Genomic DNA, 24,207 nt, shown 5'->3' on the forward strand with positions numbered 1-24,207 from the left:
AACTGCTTTCCTAAATCAATAACTTCTATTTTAATTCTTCATAAATTTCAGTGAAAATAACTCCTAATGCATATGCTCCTGCATCTGGATATCCAATACTTCTTTCACCTACAGTACCTGCTCTTCCCATATGTGCAACAATCTCTTCAGTTCCTCTTGCTCCTTCAACTGCAGCTTCAGCAGCATTTTCAAAAGCTTCAATAACTGTTCTATTTAATCTTGCACTTTCACTCCAAGAGTCTGCACAAGGAACAAGTGCATCAATTAAAGTTTTGTCTCCAACTACTGCTCCTCTTCCAAAAGATCTCTTACCTGTATCTTGAATAGCTTTTACAGAACTTTGCATCATATTAGCAAAGTCTTCTATAGACAATTCTAATAATCCTAAAGTACTTTTTCCTGCTGCTCTAAATGCAGAACCCCAAATTGGTCCTGATGCTCCTCCACAGTTCTCCATTATAATCATTGAGCATGCATCTAAGAATTTACCTATTGTTAACTCTTCAATATCTAAAATACTCTTCCATTCTCTCTTAAGTTGCTTAAATCCTTTAGCAACACTCATTCCAAAGTCACCATCACCAGCATGTGAATCTAACTCACAGAAAGGAACTTCATTTCTTATAATACATTCACTCATCTTATCTACTATATAAATTATATTTTCTAGAGTAATTTTATTTTCTTCTATTACTGAATAATTTGAACTTGTTTCAATATCAAAGCATACATTTGAATCATCTATTATATCTTCATTAACATCAGAATACTCTATTGAATCTACATGCTTGCTTACTTTAAATGCTGGAGTATCACATGGTTTGCTTAATAAAGCCTTTAATTGATCATCTAATTTCATTATAGAAAGTGATGCGCCTGCCATATCTATACTTGTCATATAATTTCCAACAAAAGTTTTAAATACCTTTACTTTTCTCTTAGCTAATTCCCTGTTTACTGAATTATTTAAAAGATATAATTCTTGAAGTGGTGTTGATCCAAAACCATTAACTAATAATGCAATTTCATCATTGCTATTTTCATCTATTTTTAAATCATCTAATATTTGATTTACCATTCTTTCTGCAAGTTCATCAGCAGATATTACCTTTTCTCTTCTAATACCTGGCTCACCATGAATACCTACTCCATATTCCATTTCATCTTCGCCAATTTCAAATGTTGGTGTCCCTTTAGCTGGAACTGTACATGAAGTAAATGCAAATCCTATACTACGTACATTATCAGCTGCCTTTTGAGCTGCTTCTTTAACTGTTTGTAAAGATTCTCCCATTTCTGCAGCTGCTCCTGCTATCTTATGAACTAATACTGTTCCTGCAACACCTCTACGTCCTACTGTATAAAGACTATCTTCAACAGCTATATCATCTTCAACTTTAATATAGTCAACATTTATACCATCCTCACTAGCTAAATGTGCTGCATTCTTAAAGTTCATCATATCTCCACTATAATTTTTTATTATAAGTAAAGTTCCTCTATTACTAACTGATGATTTAATTCCTTGATATACTTGTATTTGTGAAGGAGATGCAAATACATCCCCGCAAACTGCAACATCTAGCATACCTTCTCCTATAAATCCTGCATGAGCTGGTTCGTGACCACTACCACCACCACTTATAAGAGTAACCTTATCTCTATTTATTTCTCTTTTCTTCATTATTTTATATTTACTTATAAATTCTAACTCTGGATGAGCCATAACCATTCCATTACATAATTCTTTTACTACAGTTTCAGGTGTATTTATAATCTTCTTCATCTTAATCTACCTCTACTATCTATTTTTATATTCTCTTCCTAATTTATCTGCAACCATTATTGCCGCTGCTACAGCTTCTACTGTAATATCAAATGGCATTGAATGTACTGATTCTTCTGGTATACATGATTTTTTAGCTACCTCTATTAATTCTTCCTCTGAGATTTCATCAACTCCTATATCTGAAAGACACACTGGAAGACCTACTTCTAAACAGAAATCTAATACTTCTTCTATTTCTTCATTAGGTGCATTTTCAAGAACTAATTGTGCTAAAGTTCCAAATGCAACTTTTTCTCCATGGAAATACTTATGTGTTCCTTCTAATATAGTTAATCCATCATGAATAGCATGTGCTGCAGCTAATCCGCCACTTTCAAATCCTAATCCTGATAATAATATATTTGCTTCAATTATATTTTCTAATGATTGAGTTACTAAATTGCACTCACATGCCTCTTTAGCTTTTTTACCATCACTTAATAATGTTTCATAGCATAATTTTGCAAGTGCTAAAGCTGTATTTGTTCCTTTAGCTGGTGCACAATCTCCCTCTCTAGCTCCACAAGGTAAACCTGCATTTACATTAGCATAAGCCTTTGATGTTGCTCTTGCTTCAAAATAAGTAGATAATGCATCTCCCATTCCTGAAACTAAGAATCTTGTAGGTGCTTTTGCAATTACTGTTGTATCTATAAGTACTACGCTTGGACTTTGTTTAAAGTATGCATAGTCATCAAATGCTCCATCTTCTGTATATAACACTGCTGAATGACTAGTTGGTGCATCTGTTGCCGCAATAGTTGGTACTATTATTAATGAATCACCTTCTGCAACACATTTTGCAGTATCTATTGCCTTTCCTCCACCAAGTCCTATTGTGCATGAACATGAATTTTCTTTTGCTAACTCTTGTAATCTTGCAACTTCCTTACGTGAACACTCACCATTAAAGTTACTTTCTATAAATTTAACTCCAAATTTTTCTGCAGTCATATTTAATTTTGTTCTTACACGTTCTATATCATCTTTATGAGCAATTAAAAGAGCTGATTCTCCAAATGTTTTTATAAAATATCCTAAATTTAACAGCTCGTCCTCACCTTGTACATATTTAACTGGACAAATAAATGCTTTTCTCATAAATAAATCCTCCTCTAAAATTCCCTAATTAATTTCTTGTTCTTTCTATGAGCTTATTATAGCAACCATTGTATACATTTACATTGAATTTTAATGACAAGATATTGCAATTTAAAATCGTAATTTCTTGTCATTTTTAATAGTAATTATATATTTTTGATATCATACTTATTATTTATAATGGATACCCCTATAACATTAGTTATTTCAACAGTTGTATGATAAAATGTCATTATATAAGATATAAATTCTTAAAGGAGATTTAAATGAAAAGTGAACAATTAAACTTAAATAAAATTATAGATTTAAATAAATGGCAAAGCCTTCAGGATTCACTTTCCATAGTAACTAAACTTGCTATTATTACTGTAGATTATAAAGGAGTTCCTGTATCTAATCATAGCTTTTGCAGTGAGTTTTGTAATTCTGTTAGAAATAACCCTAAACTTGCTTCTTATTGTCAAAAGTGCGATTCTAGAGGAGGATTAGAGGCTGTCCGAATAAATAAACCTTATATTTACTTATGTCATTATAATATTGTTGATATTGCAATTCCTATAATAATAGATGATAAATATATTGGTGCCATTATGGCTGGCCAAGTTAAATTGAAAAATAAAAAGGATGAAGAATCCTTAGAAAAAATTCTAACACTACCTGGAAATCTTGAATTACATGATTTAAATGATCTTTATTTAAATTTACCTAGCTTATCTTATGAAGAAGTAGAAAATATTGCAGATATGTTATTTAAGTTATGTAATTATATAGTAGAAGAATCATTAAATAAAAGCTTTATTATTGAAATGTATGAAAAAGAAATTTTAAATAAAAACTTGCCTAATAATGATTTAAATTTATCTAGCTATAATGAAAATAATATTAAAAACTTAAAGGACGAACTTTCATATGCCATTACAAACTCCCATATAAAAGATTTATCCTTTAACAAAGATTTTTTATCTAACTCAATATTAAAGCCAGCTATTGATTATATACATAAAAACAAAAATGAAAACGTATCATTAGAAAAAGCTTCAAATTTATGTCATATAAGTCCAAGTTACTTTAGTAGAGTCTTTAAAAAAGAAGTTGGACAAAACTTCTCAACCTATGTTTCTTCTTTAAAAATAGAATGGTCTAAGGAATTACTTGAATCAACAAATATGAGTATTTCTGAAATTAGTGATAACCTTGGTTTTAATGAAGCTGGTTATTTCATAAAAACCTTTAAAAAACAAGAAGGATTAACTCCCTTCTTATATAGAAAATATACTAAAAAATAATATCTTTGTTGGTAATAGTGCATATAAGCAAACTAATTCAGTAATTCAAAAATATTATTGTACTAGTTTGCTTATACTAATTAGTAACCCATTCTCTAATTAAAACTAAGCCTACTTATTATCATAAAATTTAAATCTTACTATTCATAATTACACTAAATATCCTCTAAATATCTAAATACTATATCCATATTACTTAACTTCTTATTAACTCTAACCCTATACTTAAAATTCTTGCTTTCTATAAATATTAAAGTCATAATCTCCCACAACAATACTGTTCCTCCCGAGTCCAACAATGATGTTAACAATGATTCACCTTTAGAACTTTTAATGAAGTACCAACAAGATAAAAGAATTGCTGCGGCAACTATATAATAACCTATCCTTACTACCCCCATAAAACTCAACTTTTTTTCTTTCTTTAAAAATTCCCTATATGAGTTTATTATGCTTTCTTTTGATACTTCTTCTTTATTTTCATCCCTAACCTCTAATGGCATATTTACTAATAGCTCAACATAAATATTTTTCAACTTATATGGTACTCTTAAAATATACTCTTGAATCCATTCATCTAAATCACTATTAATACTTCGTTCCTTAACATCTCTATAATCAAACCCATTAAATAACTCCTCATAATAATTAACTTTAATTGGTATTGTACACTTAATCTTTTCTTCTTGATTATCACTCATAAATTTTGCTCCTAACTATAATCTCCCCTCCCTTACATTTTTTCTTATTAGTATAACTTTTTATACATCTTTTACTTAAAATTAAATGTTAATTTTACTTCTTATCTCCACAAATAATTAATTTAATTCTTATAACAAAAAAGCAAACTAAAATATCCTATACCAAAATATGAGATATTTTAATTTGCTTTTTATTTATAATTTTCTGTTTTAATAACTAACTTCACTTTCCAATCTACTTCTATAATCATAATAAGCATCAGTGCTAGCCCAGTACAATATACTAGCAAAATTAATTAACTTTTTCTTATTATCATAAATATAATTAACCAACTTGCTAAACTCATTATTTATCTCTAGATAAGGTAATTGGGTTCTATTAGGCTCTATTAATATTTGTGGTTCAACCTTAATCTCATTTCCAAATACATCAAATTCCCTATAACTAGCCAACGATAGGGTCATTAAACTTAACTTTCTCTCACTCATACTTGTTGCATTTATTATGTTCATTAATGATCTCTTATTATTTCTAATATCAAATATAGAATTAAGCTCTTCACATATATTAGAACATATTTTACTTACTTCTTTTTTTCTTAATTCAGCTTTAAAAGCATTTTCTATAATTTTATTAACTACCATGCTCTCTATACTTATCCAAATCTCATTATCTGAACACCGTATAACAAACTCTATCATTTCAGCTTCTACTTTAGTTTTTTGCTTACCTTTCATTATATCCTCCCCTTTTCTGAATTTGACTTATTACTATTAATTATAACAATTTTCTTTTGTTTTAATTGTCGAATATAGTTATGCCTTTAATAAAATATTCGTGCTAGATTTTAATTTTTTTGTATTTTATGTTAATATTGTATTATTAATACAAGAAATAATCATATTATATCAAAATATAAAATTTTACTTAAAAGGAGATACACCATAAGTATGACTAATAATTTAACAATATCTTTACAAGATGATTACAGAAGAAATTTTTGGCATAATTCTATAAAAAATATCACATTAGGATTTATGCTAAACGTAATAAGCCTTAATTTCTGGGGATTACAATATATTTTACCTACTATAGGAACAATACTTTTATATATTGGATTTAGAGATTTAAGAAATGAAAATAAATTTTTTCATTCTACTTGGATTTTTTCTATAATAAATATAGTTATTAATCTAACAAACTTAATATACATATCTACACCATTAAACATAGAATTTGAACATACTTTTATACGCTCAGTACTTTTAACAACCTTTCGATTAATTTTTTTAATTGTTTTTAGAGAAGGCCTTAAAAATATATTCCATAAGAATAACTTAACTCCAAGTAGAGATCCTATTTTAATGCTAATTATTTGGTATATACTAGTTATAACTTTAGGCCTAACTCTATTGGGACAACTTTGGCTTGTATTTATAATAATTATTATTTATTACTTTTATACTTTTTACTCATTATATGAATTAAGATATGATTTAGAAGATATTAATTGTACAACTTCAAATCATAATATAAAACTTAGCAATAAAAATATTTTTATATCCTACATAATAAGTTGTGCTCTTTTAGTTACTGTTTGTTGTTTAATTTCAAATCATATTCAACTAAAATCTAAAGAATTTATTCCAGTTGAATCTTCATCAACTATGGATATATTAATAAATAAAGGCTTTCCTCATGATATACTTAATGATATAGCTGATGAAGATATCTCTCTTATTAAAGATGCTTTATGCATTGAAAGTTTCAGTGAAAACTTAAACTTTAATTCTCCTGGTAAAATAAATTTAAAAGCCACAACTATTTTTATAGAACTACCTGATACTAAAATGTATGCTATTGAATTTTTTAACTGGGAAAATGGAGAATCCTATTGGAATGACGGATTTACAATTACTGCTTCCGAAGATTTAGAGCTTATAAACGGAAGGTTATTATATGAAAATGAAGGAATAAAATATACTGCCTCTATACCTAGGTTAAATCATGGGTCTATTATTAATACTGATTTATTTGGACATGTTGAGCAAAGCGATAAAATTAGTGGTGCTATAAGTTATCCATTTGGCTCTACTGATCTTAAAGGATATGTTCTTTATAAAATAAATGTTAATGAAAATACTACTACCTTTGGATGTAATATAGTAAATTATATACATTATAATACTCCATTTAGACTACCCTACATTATACCTGAATATCAAAACGTAATATTTAATAATAATTTAGATCAACATTGTACAAATTTTAGCATTGAAAAAGATAATGAAATTACTTATTAATAAGTTATCATTAAAATCTTTTTTATTTTAACTAATACTTCAATTAAATTAATCTGCCTCGAAAGGAATACCTTTTTTCCCTTTCAGGCAGATTTTATATTTATCCTAAACATTAAATTATTCTATCATACAAATTTAAATTTGTGCTATTTAGGCTTGGATAACGTATTTATATTATCATATAATTCTTGTGTTATCTCCCAAATCTCATTATAAGGTTGTTCAATATAATATCTATCTTCCATTTTATATGCATAAGCTACACTACTTCCACCTTTAGAATGAGAAAACTCTAATTTTATATAATAGCCTACATTTGTTGGTATGTCATTAATAGATTCCTTATTTGTTTTTTTAGAATTCGATTTAATGCTATCAATAATATTTTTTATTTCTTCATTATCAGCAATGGTAATATGTTTATTATTTTCTTCTGTAGATTCTGATAAAACTATGCTTTCTAAATCAGCTTCATTTGGTAAAATAATTTATACTTTGCTACAAGCAACCAAACTTAAGCTCAATAACAAAATCACAATTAAAATACTGAAAATTTTGCTTCTACTCATTATTTAACCCCCGTCTATTTCAATAATATAGTTAATTCTACTATATAGATTAAAATTTATGACAATTCTACATATTCTCTGAATCTAATCTTAACTGGTAAAAATATTTCAGCCATTCTGTTTGATTTCCTAACGCTTCCTTCATATTTGTAAGAGTTCTTTTGCCAATACGTCTATCTAATATAGCAAACATCCTTACCAAAGGATTATCCGAATTTATACTTTCTTGAATACTCTTATTGCGATAATTTTCAAGAGCATCGCAGAATTCATTATCAGTATATTCAGTCCTAGAATGTAAAGGTATTGTATCCATAAGACTCCAAAAATCTTTCCAATAACTTTCAATATCCATAGGTTTAATATTTTTTTTATAATTATTTTTTATAAAATATGTATTAACTGTTTCCCAGGAAAATTGTTTTACCAATTTATTATCAATATAGACTTCAAAAATATGACACCCATCCATACCAACATAGGAAGTGCAGTTATATCTAATCCTCCCATGTAAACTTTCGGCAAGCATTTCTTTTTCAAGATATTTACGCATATTGCTCCAAGAACCTAATATTTTGCCCATACAATCCTCCTACAAATCTCTATTTATCTATTAATTTTAAAATACAACTAACTTCCATAACAACATAATTATATACTAAATAAAGTATAATTTACACATTGATTACAATATCATGCTATCAAATTTTTAAACATTAACTTTTATTAATTAGTTCTCAATATAATAGCTCTGTTTTAAAAGAATATATAAATATAACTAACAAAAAGGATGCCAATGAAGGCATCCTTTATTTTGCATTAATTTAATGTTATTCTATTAATTTATATCTTACTATTAATGGACTTACTGAAATAATTAATAATAAATATATTATATACAATACTAAAACATTAATCTTTAATTCAAATAAATATGTTTGAATTAATAATGGTAACGGTACTAACATCGCTATTATTAATCTAGATATATTACTAATTTTTAATACAGTATTACAATTTTTACATTCTATTTTTTTATATCCCGAAAATGACCATATAGAAAATAGCAATTCTATATATGAAAAACTCTTTTTACAATTAATACACTTTTGAATAATAACACACTCCCATCCCCCTTTTTTATTGGTAATATGTTAAGATTATTCACCATTAAGAACTCGATTTAAAGCCGCATCTATAGTATCAGTATCCTCTGGATATTTTATATATAATGCTGTTGATTCTGCAATAACAGCAGAATATGCAGTTTGTACTGATTGTTTAACTTTAGGATCATCAATAGAATCAATATAATTCTGTTGCTGTTGCTTAGCTTCTTTTAATATTATATAGTATTCTTCTTCAGTTAAGCCTTGTTTTTCTTTCGGTTGAGTATTTTGTTGTGTATTTTCATTTACTGAACTTTGAAAACTGGATAAATCAAATTTATTACTAAAATTCTTTCCATTTATAGTTAATATAATTTCTAATTCATCAGTAGTGGAATCAGCTATAGGTACTTCGGCTACGTAATGAATGCTTCTTGTTTCTAGCGGGTTTATTGAATCATCTTTTTCTAAATTAGATCCATCAGTACTCTCTACAAGAGAAAAACAAGAATACTCATTATTTTTGATTTTTATTTTTGTAGTTATTATATCCTCAGCCATTTTAGCTTCATTAATCAAACTATATATATCAAAAATTACATCTATATAAATATTACCATTGTTTTCTATATCATAGTAGGAAGAGTTTTCATTAATAATTGAAGGTTTGATTCTTGAGGTAACATTAATTTCCTTTAAATAATATTCGCAAATTCCAGGTACTTTATTACTTCCTCCTGCAACAATAAATAATTCAGGATTGTTAGTATCTTGATTTACGTTATTCTCTTCTTTTTTTATAGAACCTTGAGTTTCGTTATTAGCTTTGTTTGAATTAAATTCAGGAATATTATCTTTTTTCCCACATGAAATAAGTAATAAAGATAATATTAATAATAATAATTTTAAAATTAGCTTTTTATTCATTTAAAACTTCCTCTCAAAATAACATAATTATTCATTAGCTTATATATATATTAATAAAAAATTCAAATCACTTAACATTAATTCAATTATACATTACTCTTCATTATATTCATAAGGATACACGTATAGTCTTTGATTTACACCACGTCCGAAATAAGGTAGTGGATAATTACTATTAAGTTTACGTCCTCCTCCCATTAAACCAAAAAATTGATCAACTCTTACTATATAAGTTTCTCCATCAATTTTGACAATAGGTGTCATGCCATATTTTAATATAACTAAATTCTTTTTCTCTTTATTACAATATTCAATTAATACATTTTTAATATCATCTGTAGTACTAGCTATTCCATTAAAATCTATTATCATTTCACACTCTGGAAGAAATTCTTTTTTTAATTCATTTAATTTCTTAATCATCTTAAATTCCCCTTTACCCTAAAATTACTTTCCTTTAAACTCCCAATCTTCTTTTATTAATATAATTGTAAAATGCAAAGTTAAAATTTTTCCTATAGATGAACTAATAAAACCATTTAGTCAATTCTTTATCTTTTCACAAAATTCTATTTTATTTACTAATTTAAATATCAAACTACTTGTCATAATAATACAATTATAAGTTAATTATAGCATATTTTGTTAATACTATACTATTCAATTACCCAATAATAAAACTATTCTTACCACTTTCTTTTACTTTGTAAAGCAGCTTGTCCGTTTCTTCATAGTTTGTTAGGTAATCTTTATTTAAATCAAGCTTTTTAATTCCCACACTTATAGAAAGCTTAGGATTAAAATTTACACTATTTAAGCTATTAAAAACATCTGTAAATATATCTTCAACATGCTTGGTACAATTTCTATCACCATTACACTGAATTAAAGCTGCAAACTCATCTCCACCTATTCTAAAGAAAGTTGCATCAGCGCTTTCTTTAAGAACACTAGCAAGCATATTTAAATAATTATCTCCCTTTAAATGACCATACTTATTATTTAAATTTCTTAAATCATCTAAATCAATTAAAGCTAAAAAGTAATTTTTCTTCTCACTATATATTTCATCAATAACTTTCATAAACTTATTTCTATTATATAATCCTGTTAAAGAATCGGTTTCAGAAATAGCTATAGCCTTCATTTCATCAGTTATATCACGGGCTATACAGAGTAATCCATTATCAATTTTTTCCTTAGATACTCTAAAATATCTATCTCCTATAGTTTCAATTCCATAATAATACCCACTTTTTAATGCTTTCATATCCCCAACTAAGCATTGTTCGTATAATACTTTAGAAAATAAATTTTCATTTACTAAATCTAAATCAGTCTTTCCAATTATGTAATCCTGATCCTTATTAATAAAATCAGCAAAACCCTTATTTAAATATTCATATTTTAAAGAATTATTTTTAAAAGCCATAAAATCCTTAGATTTATTAGCTAATTTAGTTAAAAAACTTAACTTATAATAACTATTAGAAATGTCTTCTACTTCTAATGTTATATATTTATTCAAATGTAAAGCTATAGTAAGAGAAACTTTTAAATTCAAATTATTTTTCTTAATTTCAAAATCATATATTGTTTTACTTTTCTTTGATTGAAAAACTTCTTTAATTGAATTGTTTAATATACAGCTATTGCATTGACTACCAAGTGAGCATATTACTTTCTCTTTAATGGGAAGATTACAATTAAAATAATTCCCAATAAGTTCATTTTTATTAATCCCTAAGTAATTATTTACTATTTTATTAGTATATAAAACCCTTCTATTTTCATCTAACAAAATGAATCCTGATTGTGAGTTTTCAATTATACTAATTAATAAAGAATACTCCATACAGTAAAATACCTCCTATTTTTTCACACTTTAAACACAAAGTAATAAATTCGACATTATTATATATTTTTTTACATGCTGATAATTCTAACAGATAATTTATATACTTTCTATACAAAATATCCAAAAATATAAATGTAAATATTATCATTGGTAATTTAAAAAATTGTTTTATATAATTTTTCTTTTAAAATAAAAAGAACTATAGCGCTATAACTATAGTTCCTTACTTATTATTACTTTTACTCTCTCATTGTCTTATAAGCTTCCATCATTACAAATATAGCCGTTAAAATATGCATTATCATTCCAACAAAAGGTATCCATCCAATAGCATTACCAACGATTCCCAAAACACTACCTGCAATAGGTAAATTCTCCTTTTTAGATAGCACTAAATTAACAATATGAAATGCTAACATAATAAATAATGGAGTCCATGCTAATCCAAGAATTATACTTGCCCCTAGTACAGGAATACCTAATAAAGCTTCAATACCACCTGCAACCCACTTAGTAACCCTAACTGTTTCCTTCATAAACACTCCTAATATATTTAATTATTAATATAATAATATATATTCATAAAAATCATCATTAATTATTAATATTTACTTACACAATAAAATAGTAAAGCAAAAGTTAGCATATTTGCTGACTTTTTAGTTCGAATAACTTTAATTATCTTTAAAAATACAACGACACCATTTTTTCTTTTTGCATTTATTACAATATAAATATCTATAATACATTTTGTTTTTTAACATATGTAGAAAGAAACTTTTCATATTGTTAAGAATAGAAATTTCAAATTCTTCTCCACAATCATCGCAAACCCACTTAGAATTAAAGGTTTTCCAATTAATTATTTTATTAACAGTCCGATTTTTTTGTAATTTTATATTATTATTTAGCAAAAAAAACAGTTCTAAATCGACTAAAATAGCCGTTTTAGAACTGTGTAATTTTTAATTAGAATTTCTATGTTATTTTAGTTTTTTTATACCCTAAAACCGAACCAGTTGAAAATTTACAGCTACCCTTTTTTATACTAAAATATATATACCTATAGTAACTATTATACATATTCGAAGTTTTCTGGAGCATCAAACCATTTTCCACGGCCTAAATGAAGAATATAACTTATAACTGCTACAACTAAATACCCTGCTACAAAAGGTGATGTTAAGTATATACCTAATGAAGCACTATGTATAAATCCAAATAAAGCAAGTACTGCTGCAAATAGTGCTGTTATAGCTACCTTATCTAATCTCTTATCAATAATAAATGCTGTTATTGTTCCTAAAATAATACCTATTATTATTGCTCCTGATTTAACTTCAGCAACGCCTCTCCACATTACACCATGATCAATTAAGTATTGAGATACTTCAACTGCATATCCCTCTACTCCATTTGGTAATACCTCTGTCCAAACATCGGCAAATCCTACTGATCCTGTAATTTGAGTAAATAGGTAATCTGCAACTGGAGGTACCATCGCTACTGCAATTGCCGCATAATGCTTAACATTACAATGCTTAAATGCTTGTGATACCATAACAACTGAACACCATAAGTAAGTTATTGCTGCAATTGCTGGTGGTACTAATTCACTAAAGAATGTGAATAATCCAAATATACCTGCTAAACCAAGTAAAACTCCACCTAACCATGAGAAACCTATTCCAGCGCCTGACTTCTTAAGTCCAGCATGTCCAAGCCATACAGTGTTTGGTACAACTCCACCTAAAGTAGCAGAGATCATCGTACAAATACCATCTGCAAATTGAGCTTCCCTAATACTATAATTATCCCCAGCTGCATTAGCTGCTTCAACATTATCCATTGTTTCAATAAAGTTATAAATTTCAATTGGAATTATTATTGTTAAGTATGGTAACACTACTGCAAATCCATTAATAAGACCTTGAATAGAGTTTGCCGGATTCGGGAAATAGAATCCTATTCCTGAAAAATCTATTTGTGTACGTCCTAGTAATAATGCATAAATGATACCACCTATAATTGCAAAAACAAGTGGTGGGAACTTTCCTTTAAACAAGTATCCCCCAAATACTCCAACCATAGCTACAAGTAATATTGGAAGTCCTATAACAGGATCACTAAATACATCAAATACACCTTGAGTAGCCATCCATATAAAACCTATACCTGCAACTGTTCCTAAAAGTGCTGCACGTGGAATTCTCTTTTTCATCCATGGCCCAATAAATCCACCGATGAATTCAACAAACCCTCCAATAAAACATGCTGCTACTGCTGCCGACCATGTTAATTCTGGATCACCTAATGCATAATGTAATGGCATTATAACACCATATAATATAACAAACATTGCTGGTGTAGATATTCCTGATGGTAATGCAGTTACATCTGTTCGTCCTTCTTTTTTCCCTAATTTGTATGCCATATAAGCATAATATAGACCGCTTAATAAAAGCCCAATAGACATTCCTGGAATAACACGACCATAAACTATTTCATCTGGCCATGCAAGAACTCCTGATAATGTTGCTATAACTATAAGATAGTTAACTATATTATTTGTAATTGTATATGTTAATCCCCCTACATCTCCAGTACTGAAGAAAGGTATCTTTATATTAATTTTATTCATTATTATCTCCCCTATTAATCTTCTAAATCTGCTTCAATTGGTATAAATTTAAATTGTGTCACATCAAATAATCCCATATCTGTAAGCTTTAATTCTGGAATAACTGCTAATGACATAAAGCAAAGTGTCATTACAGGCTCAACTGTTTCACTTACATTTAATATTTCATGAGCTATTTTATGAATACTCTTAAGTTTTTTATCTACCCATTCACCACTTTGATCACTCATAAGTCCCCCTATTGGCATTGGCATACTTTCTAAGACTTTTTCATCTTTTACAAGTACAATTCCTCCACCTTGTTTTATAAGTTCCTCAACAGCAAATGTCATATCTTCATCATTTACACCAACTACTATAATGTTGTGAGAATCATGTGCTATTGAAAGTGCAATAGCACCTTCTTTTATTCCATAACCTCTTAATAAAGCAACTGCAACATTTCCTGTATTTTCATGACGTTCAACTACAGCCACTTTAACAACATCTTTATCTCCTTCATATACAAATTCATTATTTTCATCACGGTTAATAGTTACTACCTTTTTACTTGTAACTACTCCACCTGGTAAAATATTAATTGCATATGCCTTGTCTGAATTAATAGGTAATCTTAATTTTTCCTTTGAAAAATCTTTTACATGGAAACTTCCCTTAGTATCAGAAATATCATGAAGTACCATTGGTAATTTATATTGTCCCCCTTGTGCTACTTCTTTTCCCTGTATTAAAACATTATCTACATTAAACTCTTTAAGATTATCAAAAAGAACAATATCTGCTCTTAATCCTGGAGCAATAGCTCCTCTATCTTCTAATCCATAACATTCAGCGGCATTTAAGCTTGCCATTTGAATTGCTATAATTGGATCAATTCCCTCTTCAACACACATTCTTAAACTATTATCTAAATGCCCCACACTTAAAATAGTCTTTGGTTGCATATCATCTGCACATAATAAACAACGTTTGCTATTATAAGGTGTAACACCTTTAGCTAAATTTCTTAAATCATGGCAGGCTGAACCTTGACGTAACATAACATAAAGTCCACGAGAAATTCTATCATGCATATCATTAACAGTTGCACATTCATGATCTGTTTTAATCTTCGCTGCTGCATACGCATTAAGAGCATTTCCCTTTAACCCGGGACTATGTCCATCAATAACTCTTCCTTCATTTTTAGCTACAAGAATTTTATCTAATACTTCATCATGACCTAAAACAATCCCAGGGAAGTTCATAAATTCTCCTAATCCATGAAGCTTACCACTTTTCATAGGTTCAATCATATCTTTAGCATCAATTCTAGCACCAGAATGTTCAAAAGGAGTTGCTGGAACGCTTGAAGGTAACATCATTTTAATATCAAGTGCTGTTCCTTCTGCCGCCTTTAACATATAGTTTATACCTTTAAATCCACATACATTAGCTATTTCGTGTGGATCTGCAATAATTGTTGTTGTTCCATGAGGTACTATAAGTCTTCCTAATTCCTCTGGACTAACATAAGATGATTCTATATGTATATGACTATCAATTAATCCTGGAGCAGCATATTTTCCCTCTGCATCAATTACTGAATTTCCTTCATATTTTCCTACCCCAGCAATTAATCCATCTGAAATAGCAATATCTCCATTAATAATAGTTCCATTATATACATCAACAACATTACAATTCTTTATAACTGTATCGGCAGGTATTCTACCCGCTGATATATCAATTAGTTTTTTAAGATCTTTTCTTTCCATCTTTAAGCCACCCCGCTCTTACTTACTTTCTATAAGCTCAAGAATTGGATCGAAAGTATCTAATGCAATACAATCTACTGGTCCAACATCTGTAATTGCGTAATCTGGAATTGCTGTTATTGGTAAAAAGAACATGTACATTAATGGTTCAGGTAAATCACACCCTAATTTATTAGCTGCTTTATTAACACGCTTTTCCCATTCTGCAATTACTTCTGGTTCTAAATCACTTACAATTCCTCCAACTGGTAATGGTAAGAATTCAAGGATTTCGCCATCTGCAACAACAACTTGTCCTCCGCCATTTTCAATTAAATGATTTACTGCAATAGACATATCATCTGCACTTGCACCCATAACAATAAGATTATTATCATCTGGTGCTGCTGTTGATGCCATTGCACCTCTCTTTAAATTCCATCCCGAACAAAATGCTAAAGATTTATTTCCATTACGCCCAAAACGCTCAATTACTGATACCATTACTGCATCTTGAATTTGACTTGGCTGTACTATTCCATCTTTAACTTCTAAAACTACATCTCTTCTCTTACGAACAAAAGGTCCCTTAACATCCATTGAAAGTACCTTTGCACATCCATTTTGTATTCCTACTTTATATTCAAAATCTTCTTTGGTAGTTTTAGCACATTTTAATTTACTAGTTAAAACTGAACTTCTCTTTGGCGCATTAAGAACATAGCTTAACTTACCATTTTCAGCAACTACTTTACCATTAGTTATAACTGTTTTTACATTAAATGTTTCTATATTATCAACAAATAAAATATCTGCTATTCTTCCTGGTGATATTGATCCAACTAAATGATCTATTCTATAGGCTTCTGCACTATTAATAGTAGCCATTTGAATTGCCGTCATTGGCTCAACACCTTCATTAATAGCTAAACGTACTACATTATCTAAATGACCTTTTTCTAAAACATCAGATGCAGTCACATCATCTGTACAAAAACTTACACGTCTTGCAAGAGCCGGATTAACTTCTGTTACTGCTCTTATATTTTCCTTAAGGAAATGAGTTACTGATGATTCACGAATTAGCATATGCATACCGTTACGCATCTTTTCTACTACCTCTTCATGATCATAACTCTCATGATCTAATCTAATTCCAGCACAAAGATAACCATTTAACTCTTTACCTCTAGCCATTGGAGCACATCCAAAAACAGGTAATCTATTTTTAGCAGCAACTTCAATTGCTCCTAAAGTATTTTCATCTTCTTCTGTTACATATTCACGAACTGTTTCCCATACACCATAACATTCTGGCCATTGTTGAACTTGTTCATGTACTTCTTTTGTAAAGTTGAAAGCAACTGTTGATTGTGGAAAAGTATAAGGTGTCTTGTAAGGTGCACCCCAGAATACCTTAAGTGGGCTTGCTTTGATTTCCTTAAATACTTCTTGTAATCCTTCTAACCCTGATACTGAAATGTATTCATCAAGACCTGAAATCATACTTGTTGTACCATGAGGAACTACAGCTTTAGCGTAGCTTGTAATGCTAAGTTTGCTACATTCACTATGGATATGTCCATCGATAAGACCTGGTACTAGATATCTTTCGTTTGCATCAATAATCTTTGTGTCGGTTCCTATATAATCTGTTACATTTCCTACAGCTACAATTGTATCTTCATAAATTGCAACATCAGCTTTGTAGATTTCACTACTCATAACATTTACTAGGTTACCATTAACTATTACAGTGTGTGCTGGTATTATCCCCCTTCCTGCACGAATAAGTTGTTTTAAGTTAGTCATTGTTTGTTTCATTTTTTTACCTCCAATAAATAAAGCTTTAGATACCCCGGCTAAATTAATAGCGAACCAGGTTTCCCGTCCTGCAGTTTGTATCTAGACGAATTTAATGGATTAAAATTCGAGTTATCACTCTATACAACACGATAATTGTTTACTTTTATAAAATAATCATTCGTGTTATCTTGTGGAAAATTCTATCACACTTTTTTATTAAATACAACAATTAATTTCTAATATTTTATTTATATTTGTAATATGTCTTTGTTTTTTCTTTTTTTATATATTAATTTAATTTTTCATAATATATTTTGAATATTTTGGTTTTTTTCAATATTATATCAAACATCAAAAAAATTCATTCCATAAAAAAAGAACCTAGCACTAAGCTAAAGTTCTTTCCTTAATTAATTATATATATTACTTACATCAACAGGTCTATAAGTACCTTTTCTGCCTTCTAATCTTTCTATAAGTCTAGTTGCAGACCTTCCACTCATAATATCTTCAATACGTGGCTTCATATCTAAATATACTAGACCTACACCCTTATCATATACAGCAGTTTCATAATAAGTGTTATCTTCATAACCCTCAATATTTTCTATAGTAGATTTTACTACTACCCTTTTTCTATTATAGCTTGTCTCAATAACAACTTTTTCTATTTCATGATTCATAACATAAATCTTATCATCAATAACAACCTTCTGGCTCCACTTATTACCTTCAACTATTGGTAACTTTAGTATATCCTTCTCATTAACTAAAGATTTTAGTGTGTTTAGCTCTGTAATTTTTTCACTATCTACAGTTTGAATAATCTCTTTGTCTTTTAATATATTTCCAGAAGTTCTCACATTATATTTTATTTGATTTTGCTCATCGATTTCATTTATGCTTATACAACTCATATCTCTATAATATGTAAGATTACCTAATACATCATAAAACTTTTTTTCATCTCCCTGATGAATATAGTCCATTAATTCTTCACTATAACTGTTTTTATCGTATAATCTATCATCATTATTACTAATATCTCTATTATTATCATCTTTATTATTATCATCTGTGTTACTATTATCTTCTGTATTTTCAACACTTTCTTCTTCATCAAGCTTTACGGGAGTTAATAATACTGAAGGCTTACTTTCCTTCCCCTTCCTTTTTGGTGAATTATTCTCAATATTGCTATTACCACAACTAACTAGTCCCCCGAATATTAGTATTGTAGAAATCAATAAAGTAACTAATTCTCTCTTTTTCATTTGTATTTATCCCCTTTGCAAGAATTATAATCCATATAAATTATATTACGCTTTCTTAATATTGTCTAATATTATCGCTATAATACTTTTTTTATTGCATTTATCAACAATTTAATAATATTTTTGAAAAGTATAAAACATTAAAAGAACTATAGCTCTATTACTATAGTTCTTCCTTTAATTTTAATTATTATATACTATTTTAAAGCAAGAGTAATAATTTTATATGGTTCTACTTCAATAAATTTTTCTACTGAATCAAAAGTTTCCTCTAAAACATTACTATTATAAACTGACATATTTGTATTTAAAGCTAATGAAGAATATTCTTCAGATGGATTAAACCATCTTGCAATAATATCTCCACTTTCCTCTGAAAGCTTTAATGATGACCATATACACTCATTACTTTCAAAGTCAAATAAGTTAAGCTTAGAATCTATTACATTATCAGTTTTTAAATTAATTTGTTTAGTTATATCTTGAACTTCGTATAAATTAGCTTCCTTATAGCTGTTATATAAATCTTCCTTATCTCCATGAGGTATAATCATAAATTCAGCTTCTATATTCCCTAAACATTGAGCTTCTGGTGTATAAAATATTCCCCAGTCTCCTAGCTCCCTAACCCCTCTATGAATTGTAACTGCAATTGTATTTTTATCATTTTGCAATATTTCATATTCATTTAAACCTTTAGTTGCAATTGTTAAACCACAGTTCTCATCATGAACATTAACAAAATATTGTAGATGTTGAGTATTGCATGGGTTTTCCCACTCTTCACTTGGGGTATTATCTCTCTTTGCTACTTCAAAAATTGAGTCAGCATAATTATATGGAGTATTTATATCTGTTTCAAATAAAACTCTTACTCTATGATCTAAAGCTTCATTGTTAAAGCTTGTTTTAACCTTTATACCTTTACCTAGTCTTTCTAATGTATAAAGAGTTGTTATTTCCATATCTATCATTTCAGTTGAACGTTTAGCTTCACGATATTTAAATTCTATTAATTCCTCGATTTCCTTCTTTAATGTATCATCTGCAGATTTTGGAATCTTTATAGTATTTTTAACTTCTACAACAGCTCTAAAGCTACTATCTTCTAAAACTTTAATTTTTGCTTCAGAATCACTACTTATTATAGGTGCAACTCCTTTAGGTTCTCCATAAATATATTCATTTCCAACATCTCCACAATCCTCATATAAACAAAGGTTTAAATATTCTTTCTTACTTTCTTTATGAAGAAGATTTATAGATCCATTGTCATTAATCTTTACTTTTACATATTCATTTTCTAATTCTCTTCCTGATATAAATAAGCTTTCATTATTTTCTTCAGCTTTATCTGCTTCTACTAAAGCAAAAGTCTTCCATGAGAATTTATCCATATCTTTAACTTCTATTGAAAGCTTAACTACTTTAGCCATATAAGGTTTTCTAAATTTATCCTTAGGAAGGTCAAAGTTAAATTTTTCATTAACTTCTATTATTTTAGATGGTATTACACAACCATTTTTATTTATAACCTTAAACTCTGGAACATTATATTCTTTTACTTTCTTTACACAAAGTTTTACGTCATTATTGTTATCTTCAAAGTATTCTTTATATACTTCTATTTCTGTTTCTATAACTCTACTCTTTTCAAATCCAGTTGGATTTAATACTAAAAATGGTATTGCATCCTCTGAAATATTTTTAAATTCTGTAATATCAATATGATTTGAAAGATAAGTTAAAGCTTCATTTATTATATATAAAGCAACATTTTCAGCTTTTTCAAATCTAGTTACCATTTCTCTATGAACAGCATCTACACTACATCCACAAATACTATCATGAGGATGATTTTGCATTAAAGTCTTCCATCCATAAACAAAAGTTTCATGTGGATATTCCATTCCTGCTTTATGCGCCATAACAGCTAAAGGTTCTGCTAGCTTTTCAAATAACATTTGACATTTTGCATTCATTTGTTTTAAGTAAATTCTAGCTGATGCCGTATTAGATAAAGTATACCATCCATCTGTTCTTTGACTTCTAAGTTCACCTTTAATTACAGCTAAATCTTCTCTTAATTCCTTATTTACTTCTTCAACATAATCTTCAAAATTAGAATGAATAAATTCAACATTATCATATATATTATTAGCAATATTAATAGCAGTAGATAAATCTGTTTGAACTGGCTGATGGTCACATCCATTCATAAATAAAAGATGATTAGTTGATGCATACTTTTCTGCATCACTTAATTTCTTTTTCCAATACTTTTTAGCTCCTTCTTCATCGGCTGGTACTTCGAAACCATTATTATACCAATTTGCAAATAATATTCCTAAAACCTTGCTACCATCTGGAGATTGCCAGTACATTTCTGAAAATTGTGATTCATAACTATTAGAATCACTTACTTCATTATTAAATCCTGTAGGCTTTACTCCTCTTCCAAATACAGCTGTATTTATATTAGCATCCTTTAAGATTTGTGGTGCTTGACCCATATTTCCAAAAGAATCAGGGAAATATCCAATTTTACATACATCTCCGTATTCCTTTGCATCCCTATGTCCTATTTGTAAATTTCTAATATTAGCCTCACTACTTGTTAACCATTCATCTTGAAGTATATACCAAGGTCCAACATGTATTCTTTTTTCTTTTATTAATTTCTTTAAAATTTCTTTCTTTTCAGGTCTTACTTGAAGGTAATCCTCAAGCATTATAGTTTGTCCATCTAAATGAAAGCTTTTAAACTCTGGATCTTCTTCTAAAGTTTTTATTAATGTATCCATAAACTCTATTTCTAGCATATGGTGATGTTCATATGGTAAATACCACTCTCTATCCCAATGTGAATGTGATATAATATGTGCTTTTTTCATTTTCATCTCTCCTCTATAACTTACTAACTATAATCTTTTATCAAATTCCTACTACATAAACTTAGTGATTATTTAATCTTTTAAACCCTTATGTTATACGTATACATTAGCTTTATAAATTAATAAATTATCTATAATTTCTTAACTTCATTATAGGATATTAATACTTTCCTTAATATTATAAATTTTATAGAAAAACTGTAATAATTATAAGAAATAATGTAGAAATCAATATAACATAAAAAGGATGTCCAATACTGACACCCCTTCGAATCGTAATAGTTTAAAATTCTTCGTCATATCCAATCGATAAATTGAAATTTAACAATAGAATAATTATAGTTACTTTATATTGTTAGGTTTATCTGCATACCACTCTATATATCCACAATTTGAGCATACAAAGGGGAAAACATTACTTGTTTCTTTACTTGTAAAAATTTTTTCAGGCAATTTGACAACTGTTAAGTTTTTTATCCCACCACTTGCCAAACATTTAGTTAACTCATTATTACACTTTGTACAATAACGTTCCATATAATCACCACCTATAATTATAATATTATGTATATGACATAGTTATATTCAACATTTAATGATTAAAAAGTTTAAGATTATCCCTCAAATTTTAATCGCTAAATTGGAATTTATCGAGGAGTTTATAACGTGTAAAAGCATATTGACATCTAATTACCAATGTCAGTTACCATTTATTTCTTATGTATATTCTATAACCAATTATGGTATAATTTAAAAGTAATATTTGAAATGCCGTAGAGGATGGCTACGGTGGTTGTACGTATTCCCACCTTGGGTTATTGATGATTTTCATCTTAGCTTAAGGGGGTGGTATTGGATATGATACTTACTTTGTTAATTGTTATAATATTTTTATTAATAGTTATACTAAAGGCTTTAAGTTCAAAAACTAAACTTTTAGAATTTGAACTGAATATAGGTATTAAATGTTTTAAATTAAGTTTTAAGACAAATGAAAAAAGCACTCCATCCGACCAAGAATAGTTGTGCTTTTTCATAAGATTTCATTTAATTTTAAATAAATCTAACCAATAGCCCTAAAACTAAAAACGTTCTAAGGATTGCTTAGTGTTGTCGCACTAAGCTTTTCTTATTTATATTATATCAAACTTTTATAAAAAATAAACATAAAAATTCCTTAATCCATATTTTTTAATTTTCATTTCTTATAATTAACTTCATTATTCAAATAATAGTAGATTTTATTATTATAGGTTATCTTATACTTGAACCCACTTCTCTCAATTACTTTTTTAGATTGTGTATTGTTAATAAAGTGAGAACAAACAATAGAACTAATCTGTTTATCATTAAATGAATACTGAATGATTTCGTTTATAGCTTCTATTGCTATACCTAGTCCCCAAAAAGCTTCCGCTAAAACAAAACCTATTTCCTTGGCTTCTTTAAAAATATTATCGATAGGTGTATGTACTTCAATCCATCCTACCACTTTATTAAGTTCTTTTAACTCAATTGCCCATATGGTATCATCTGGTTCCTCAGTAAATTTTTCTAAAACAACATTAGTTTCTTTAATATTTTCTTTTACTCTAAACCCAGCTAAATCAGCAACTTTCTTATTACACATAACTTCATGTAGATTATTTAAATCTGCTCTTGACCATTCTCTTAAAATTAATCGTGTACTTTCAAATTTTTTCATCTTAATATCCTACTTTCAATATTCTACTTTAGTAAAATTTTTATTGTTTAATCTCTAATTATATATATCTTGTACTCCCCGACAAATTCCTATTTATCGAGTAGCTTAGTAATCAACTAACTCATATAATATTAAGGTTATTCATTATTATGTTTAAATTTTCTTATCTCATCAATGATGGAATATGTACAAAGTAGCATAGTAAAAACAATTATTGTAGCAACCACAATACCAATTTGTTCCTGGTCAGCTCCTAACATTTCAAACAAGACAACATATACAACAACAATAACAACTGATAATATAAAAGCTTTTATCCAATTTTTTTTATTTCTCATAATCTCTCTCCTCACATATATTAAACTTTTAATTATTATATTTATTGTATACTAAAAACATGAAAATTTAAATAAATTTTACATTTATATACATATAAATCTTCTAATGTTAAACTCCTTTATTAAATAT

At 28.2% G+C, this 24,207-nt stretch carries 20 protein-coding genes; 3 read left to right on the forward strand and 17 right to left on the reverse strand.

Annotated features, from left to right (window positions below; translation table 11 throughout):
• Positions 1 to 25: 25 nt before the first annotated feature.
• Positions 26 to 1,786, reverse strand: coding sequence for a dihydroxyacetone kinase subunit DhaK (dhaK, locus tag I4V51_RS15260; RefSeq protein ID WP_195989295.1), 1,761 nt, complete (start codon positions 1,784 to 1,786; stop codon positions 26 to 28).
• Positions 1,787 to 1,801: 15 nt separating this feature from the next.
• Positions 1,802 to 2,929: a glycerol dehydrogenase gene (locus I4V51_RS15265; RefSeq protein ID WP_195989296.1), complete on the reverse strand. Its 1,128-nt coding sequence runs from the start codon at positions 2,927 to 2,929 to the stop codon at positions 1,802 to 1,804.
• A 266-nt stretch (positions 2,930 to 3,195) separates the two neighbouring features.
• On the opposite strand from I4V51_RS15265, the gene I4V51_RS15270 reads away from it, so the two are divergent.
• Entirely contained in the window at positions 3,196 to 4,215 is a 1,020-nt protein-coding gene (locus I4V51_RS15270) for a PocR ligand-binding domain-containing protein (protein ID WP_195989297.1), read from the forward strand.
• 155 nt (positions 4,216 to 4,370) lie between these two features.
• Here the strand turns inward: I4V51_RS15270 and I4V51_RS15275 are convergent, their stop codons facing one another.
• The gene (locus tag I4V51_RS15275) at positions 4,371 to 4,916 is read right to left on the reverse strand and encodes a hypothetical protein (protein ID WP_195989298.1); all 546 of its coding nucleotides are present in this window, start codon (positions 4,914 to 4,916) and stop codon (positions 4,371 to 4,373) included.
• A 210-nt stretch (positions 4,917 to 5,126) separates the two neighbouring features.
• Complete coding sequence (locus I4V51_RS15280; RefSeq protein WP_195989299.1) at positions 5,127 to 5,654, reverse strand: hypothetical protein; 528 nt, start codon at positions 5,652 to 5,654, stop codon at positions 5,127 to 5,129.
• 213 nt (positions 5,655 to 5,867) lie between these two features.
• On the opposite strand from I4V51_RS15280, the gene I4V51_RS21220 reads away from it, so the two are divergent.
• The gene (locus tag I4V51_RS21220; RefSeq protein ID WP_243281523.1) at positions 5,868 to 7,220 is read left to right on the forward strand and encodes a hypothetical protein; all 1,353 of its coding nucleotides are present in this window, start codon (positions 5,868 to 5,870) and stop codon (positions 7,218 to 7,220) included.
• A gap of 636 nt (positions 7,221 to 7,856) precedes the next feature.
• Here the strand turns inward: I4V51_RS21220 and I4V51_RS15295 are convergent.
• From I4V51_RS15295 to I4V51_RS15350, 11 genes are all read right to left on the reverse strand, one after another.
• Positions 7,857 to 8,372 (reverse strand): hypothetical protein, encoded by a 516-nt coding sequence (locus I4V51_RS15295; protein ID WP_195989300.1) that lies wholly within the window; start codon positions 8,370 to 8,372, stop codon positions 7,857 to 7,859.
• Between the two features lie 577 nt (positions 8,373 to 8,949).
• A complete protein-coding gene (locus I4V51_RS15305; RefSeq protein WP_195989301.1) occupies positions 8,950 to 9,825 on the reverse strand; it encodes a hypothetical protein in 876 nt (291 codons plus the stop codon).
• A gap of 93 nt (positions 9,826 to 9,918) precedes the next feature.
• Positions 9,919 to 10,248, reverse strand: a complete 330-nt coding sequence (locus I4V51_RS15310) for a hypothetical protein (protein WP_195989302.1) — start codon at positions 10,246 to 10,248, stop codon at positions 9,919 to 9,921.
• 241 nt (positions 10,249 to 10,489) lie between these two features.
• Positions 10,490 to 11,680 (reverse strand): diguanylate cyclase, encoded by a 1,191-nt coding sequence (locus I4V51_RS15315; protein WP_195989303.1) that lies wholly within the window; start codon positions 11,678 to 11,680, stop codon positions 10,490 to 10,492.
• Between the two features lie 242 nt (positions 11,681 to 11,922).
• Complete coding sequence (locus I4V51_RS15320) at positions 11,923 to 12,219, reverse strand: hypothetical protein (RefSeq protein ID WP_195989304.1); 297 nt, start codon at positions 12,217 to 12,219, stop codon at positions 11,923 to 11,925.
• A 539-nt stretch (positions 12,220 to 12,758) separates the two neighbouring features.
• Positions 12,759 to 14,324: a xanthine/uracil/vitamin C permease gene (locus tag I4V51_RS15325; protein ID WP_195989305.1), complete on the reverse strand. Its 1,566-nt coding sequence runs from the start codon at positions 14,322 to 14,324 to the stop codon at positions 12,759 to 12,761.
• A gap of 14 nt (positions 14,325 to 14,338) precedes the next feature.
• Positions 14,339 to 16,081 carry an adenine deaminase gene (ade, locus tag I4V51_RS15330; RefSeq protein WP_195989306.1) on the reverse strand — a complete coding sequence of 581 codons (1,743 nt, stop codon included), beginning with the start codon at positions 16,079 to 16,081 and terminating at the stop codon, positions 14,339 to 14,341.
• A gap of 18 nt (positions 16,082 to 16,099) precedes the next feature.
• Positions 16,100 to 17,884 (reverse strand): adenine deaminase C-terminal domain-containing protein, encoded by a 1,785-nt coding sequence (locus tag I4V51_RS15335; RefSeq protein ID WP_195989307.1) that lies wholly within the window; start codon positions 17,882 to 17,884, stop codon positions 16,100 to 16,102.
• A gap of 392 nt (positions 17,885 to 18,276) precedes the next feature.
• Positions 18,277 to 19,140, reverse strand: coding sequence for a hypothetical protein (locus I4V51_RS15340; RefSeq protein WP_195989308.1), 864 nt, complete (start codon positions 19,138 to 19,140; stop codon positions 18,277 to 18,279).
• Positions 19,141 to 19,337: 197 nt separating this feature from the next.
• Entirely contained in the window at positions 19,338 to 22,034 is a 2,697-nt protein-coding gene (locus I4V51_RS15345) for an alpha-mannosidase (protein ID WP_195989309.1), read from the reverse strand.
• Between the two features lie 342 nt (positions 22,035 to 22,376).
• A complete protein-coding gene (locus tag I4V51_RS15350; RefSeq protein ID WP_195989310.1) occupies positions 22,377 to 22,571 on the reverse strand; it encodes a hypothetical protein in 195 nt (64 codons plus the stop codon).
• Positions 22,572 to 22,892: 321 nt separating this feature from the next.
• Between I4V51_RS15350 and I4V51_RS15355 the strand changes: the two genes are divergently transcribed.
• Complete coding sequence (locus I4V51_RS15355) at positions 22,893 to 23,057, forward strand: hypothetical protein (RefSeq protein WP_195989311.1); 165 nt, start codon at positions 22,893 to 22,895, stop codon at positions 23,055 to 23,057.
• Positions 23,058 to 23,232: 175 nt separating this feature from the next.
• On the opposite strand, the gene I4V51_RS15360 is transcribed toward I4V51_RS15355, so the two are convergent.
• Together I4V51_RS15360 and I4V51_RS15365 are read right to left on the reverse strand one after the other, a co-directional pair.
• The gene (locus I4V51_RS15360; RefSeq protein WP_195989312.1) at positions 23,233 to 23,739 is read right to left on the reverse strand and encodes a GNAT family N-acetyltransferase; all 507 of its coding nucleotides are present in this window, start codon (positions 23,737 to 23,739) and stop codon (positions 23,233 to 23,235) included.
• 137 nt (positions 23,740 to 23,876) lie between these two features.
• Entirely contained in the window at positions 23,877 to 24,077 is a 201-nt protein-coding gene (locus tag I4V51_RS15365) for a hypothetical protein (RefSeq protein WP_195989313.1), read from the reverse strand.
• Positions 24,078 to 24,207 lie beyond the last annotated feature (130 nt).

This window comes from Clostridium sp. D53t1_180928_C8 (genome assembly GCF_015667795.1).
Classification (GTDB): Bacteria; Bacillota; Clostridia; order Clostridiales; family Clostridiaceae; genus Clostridium.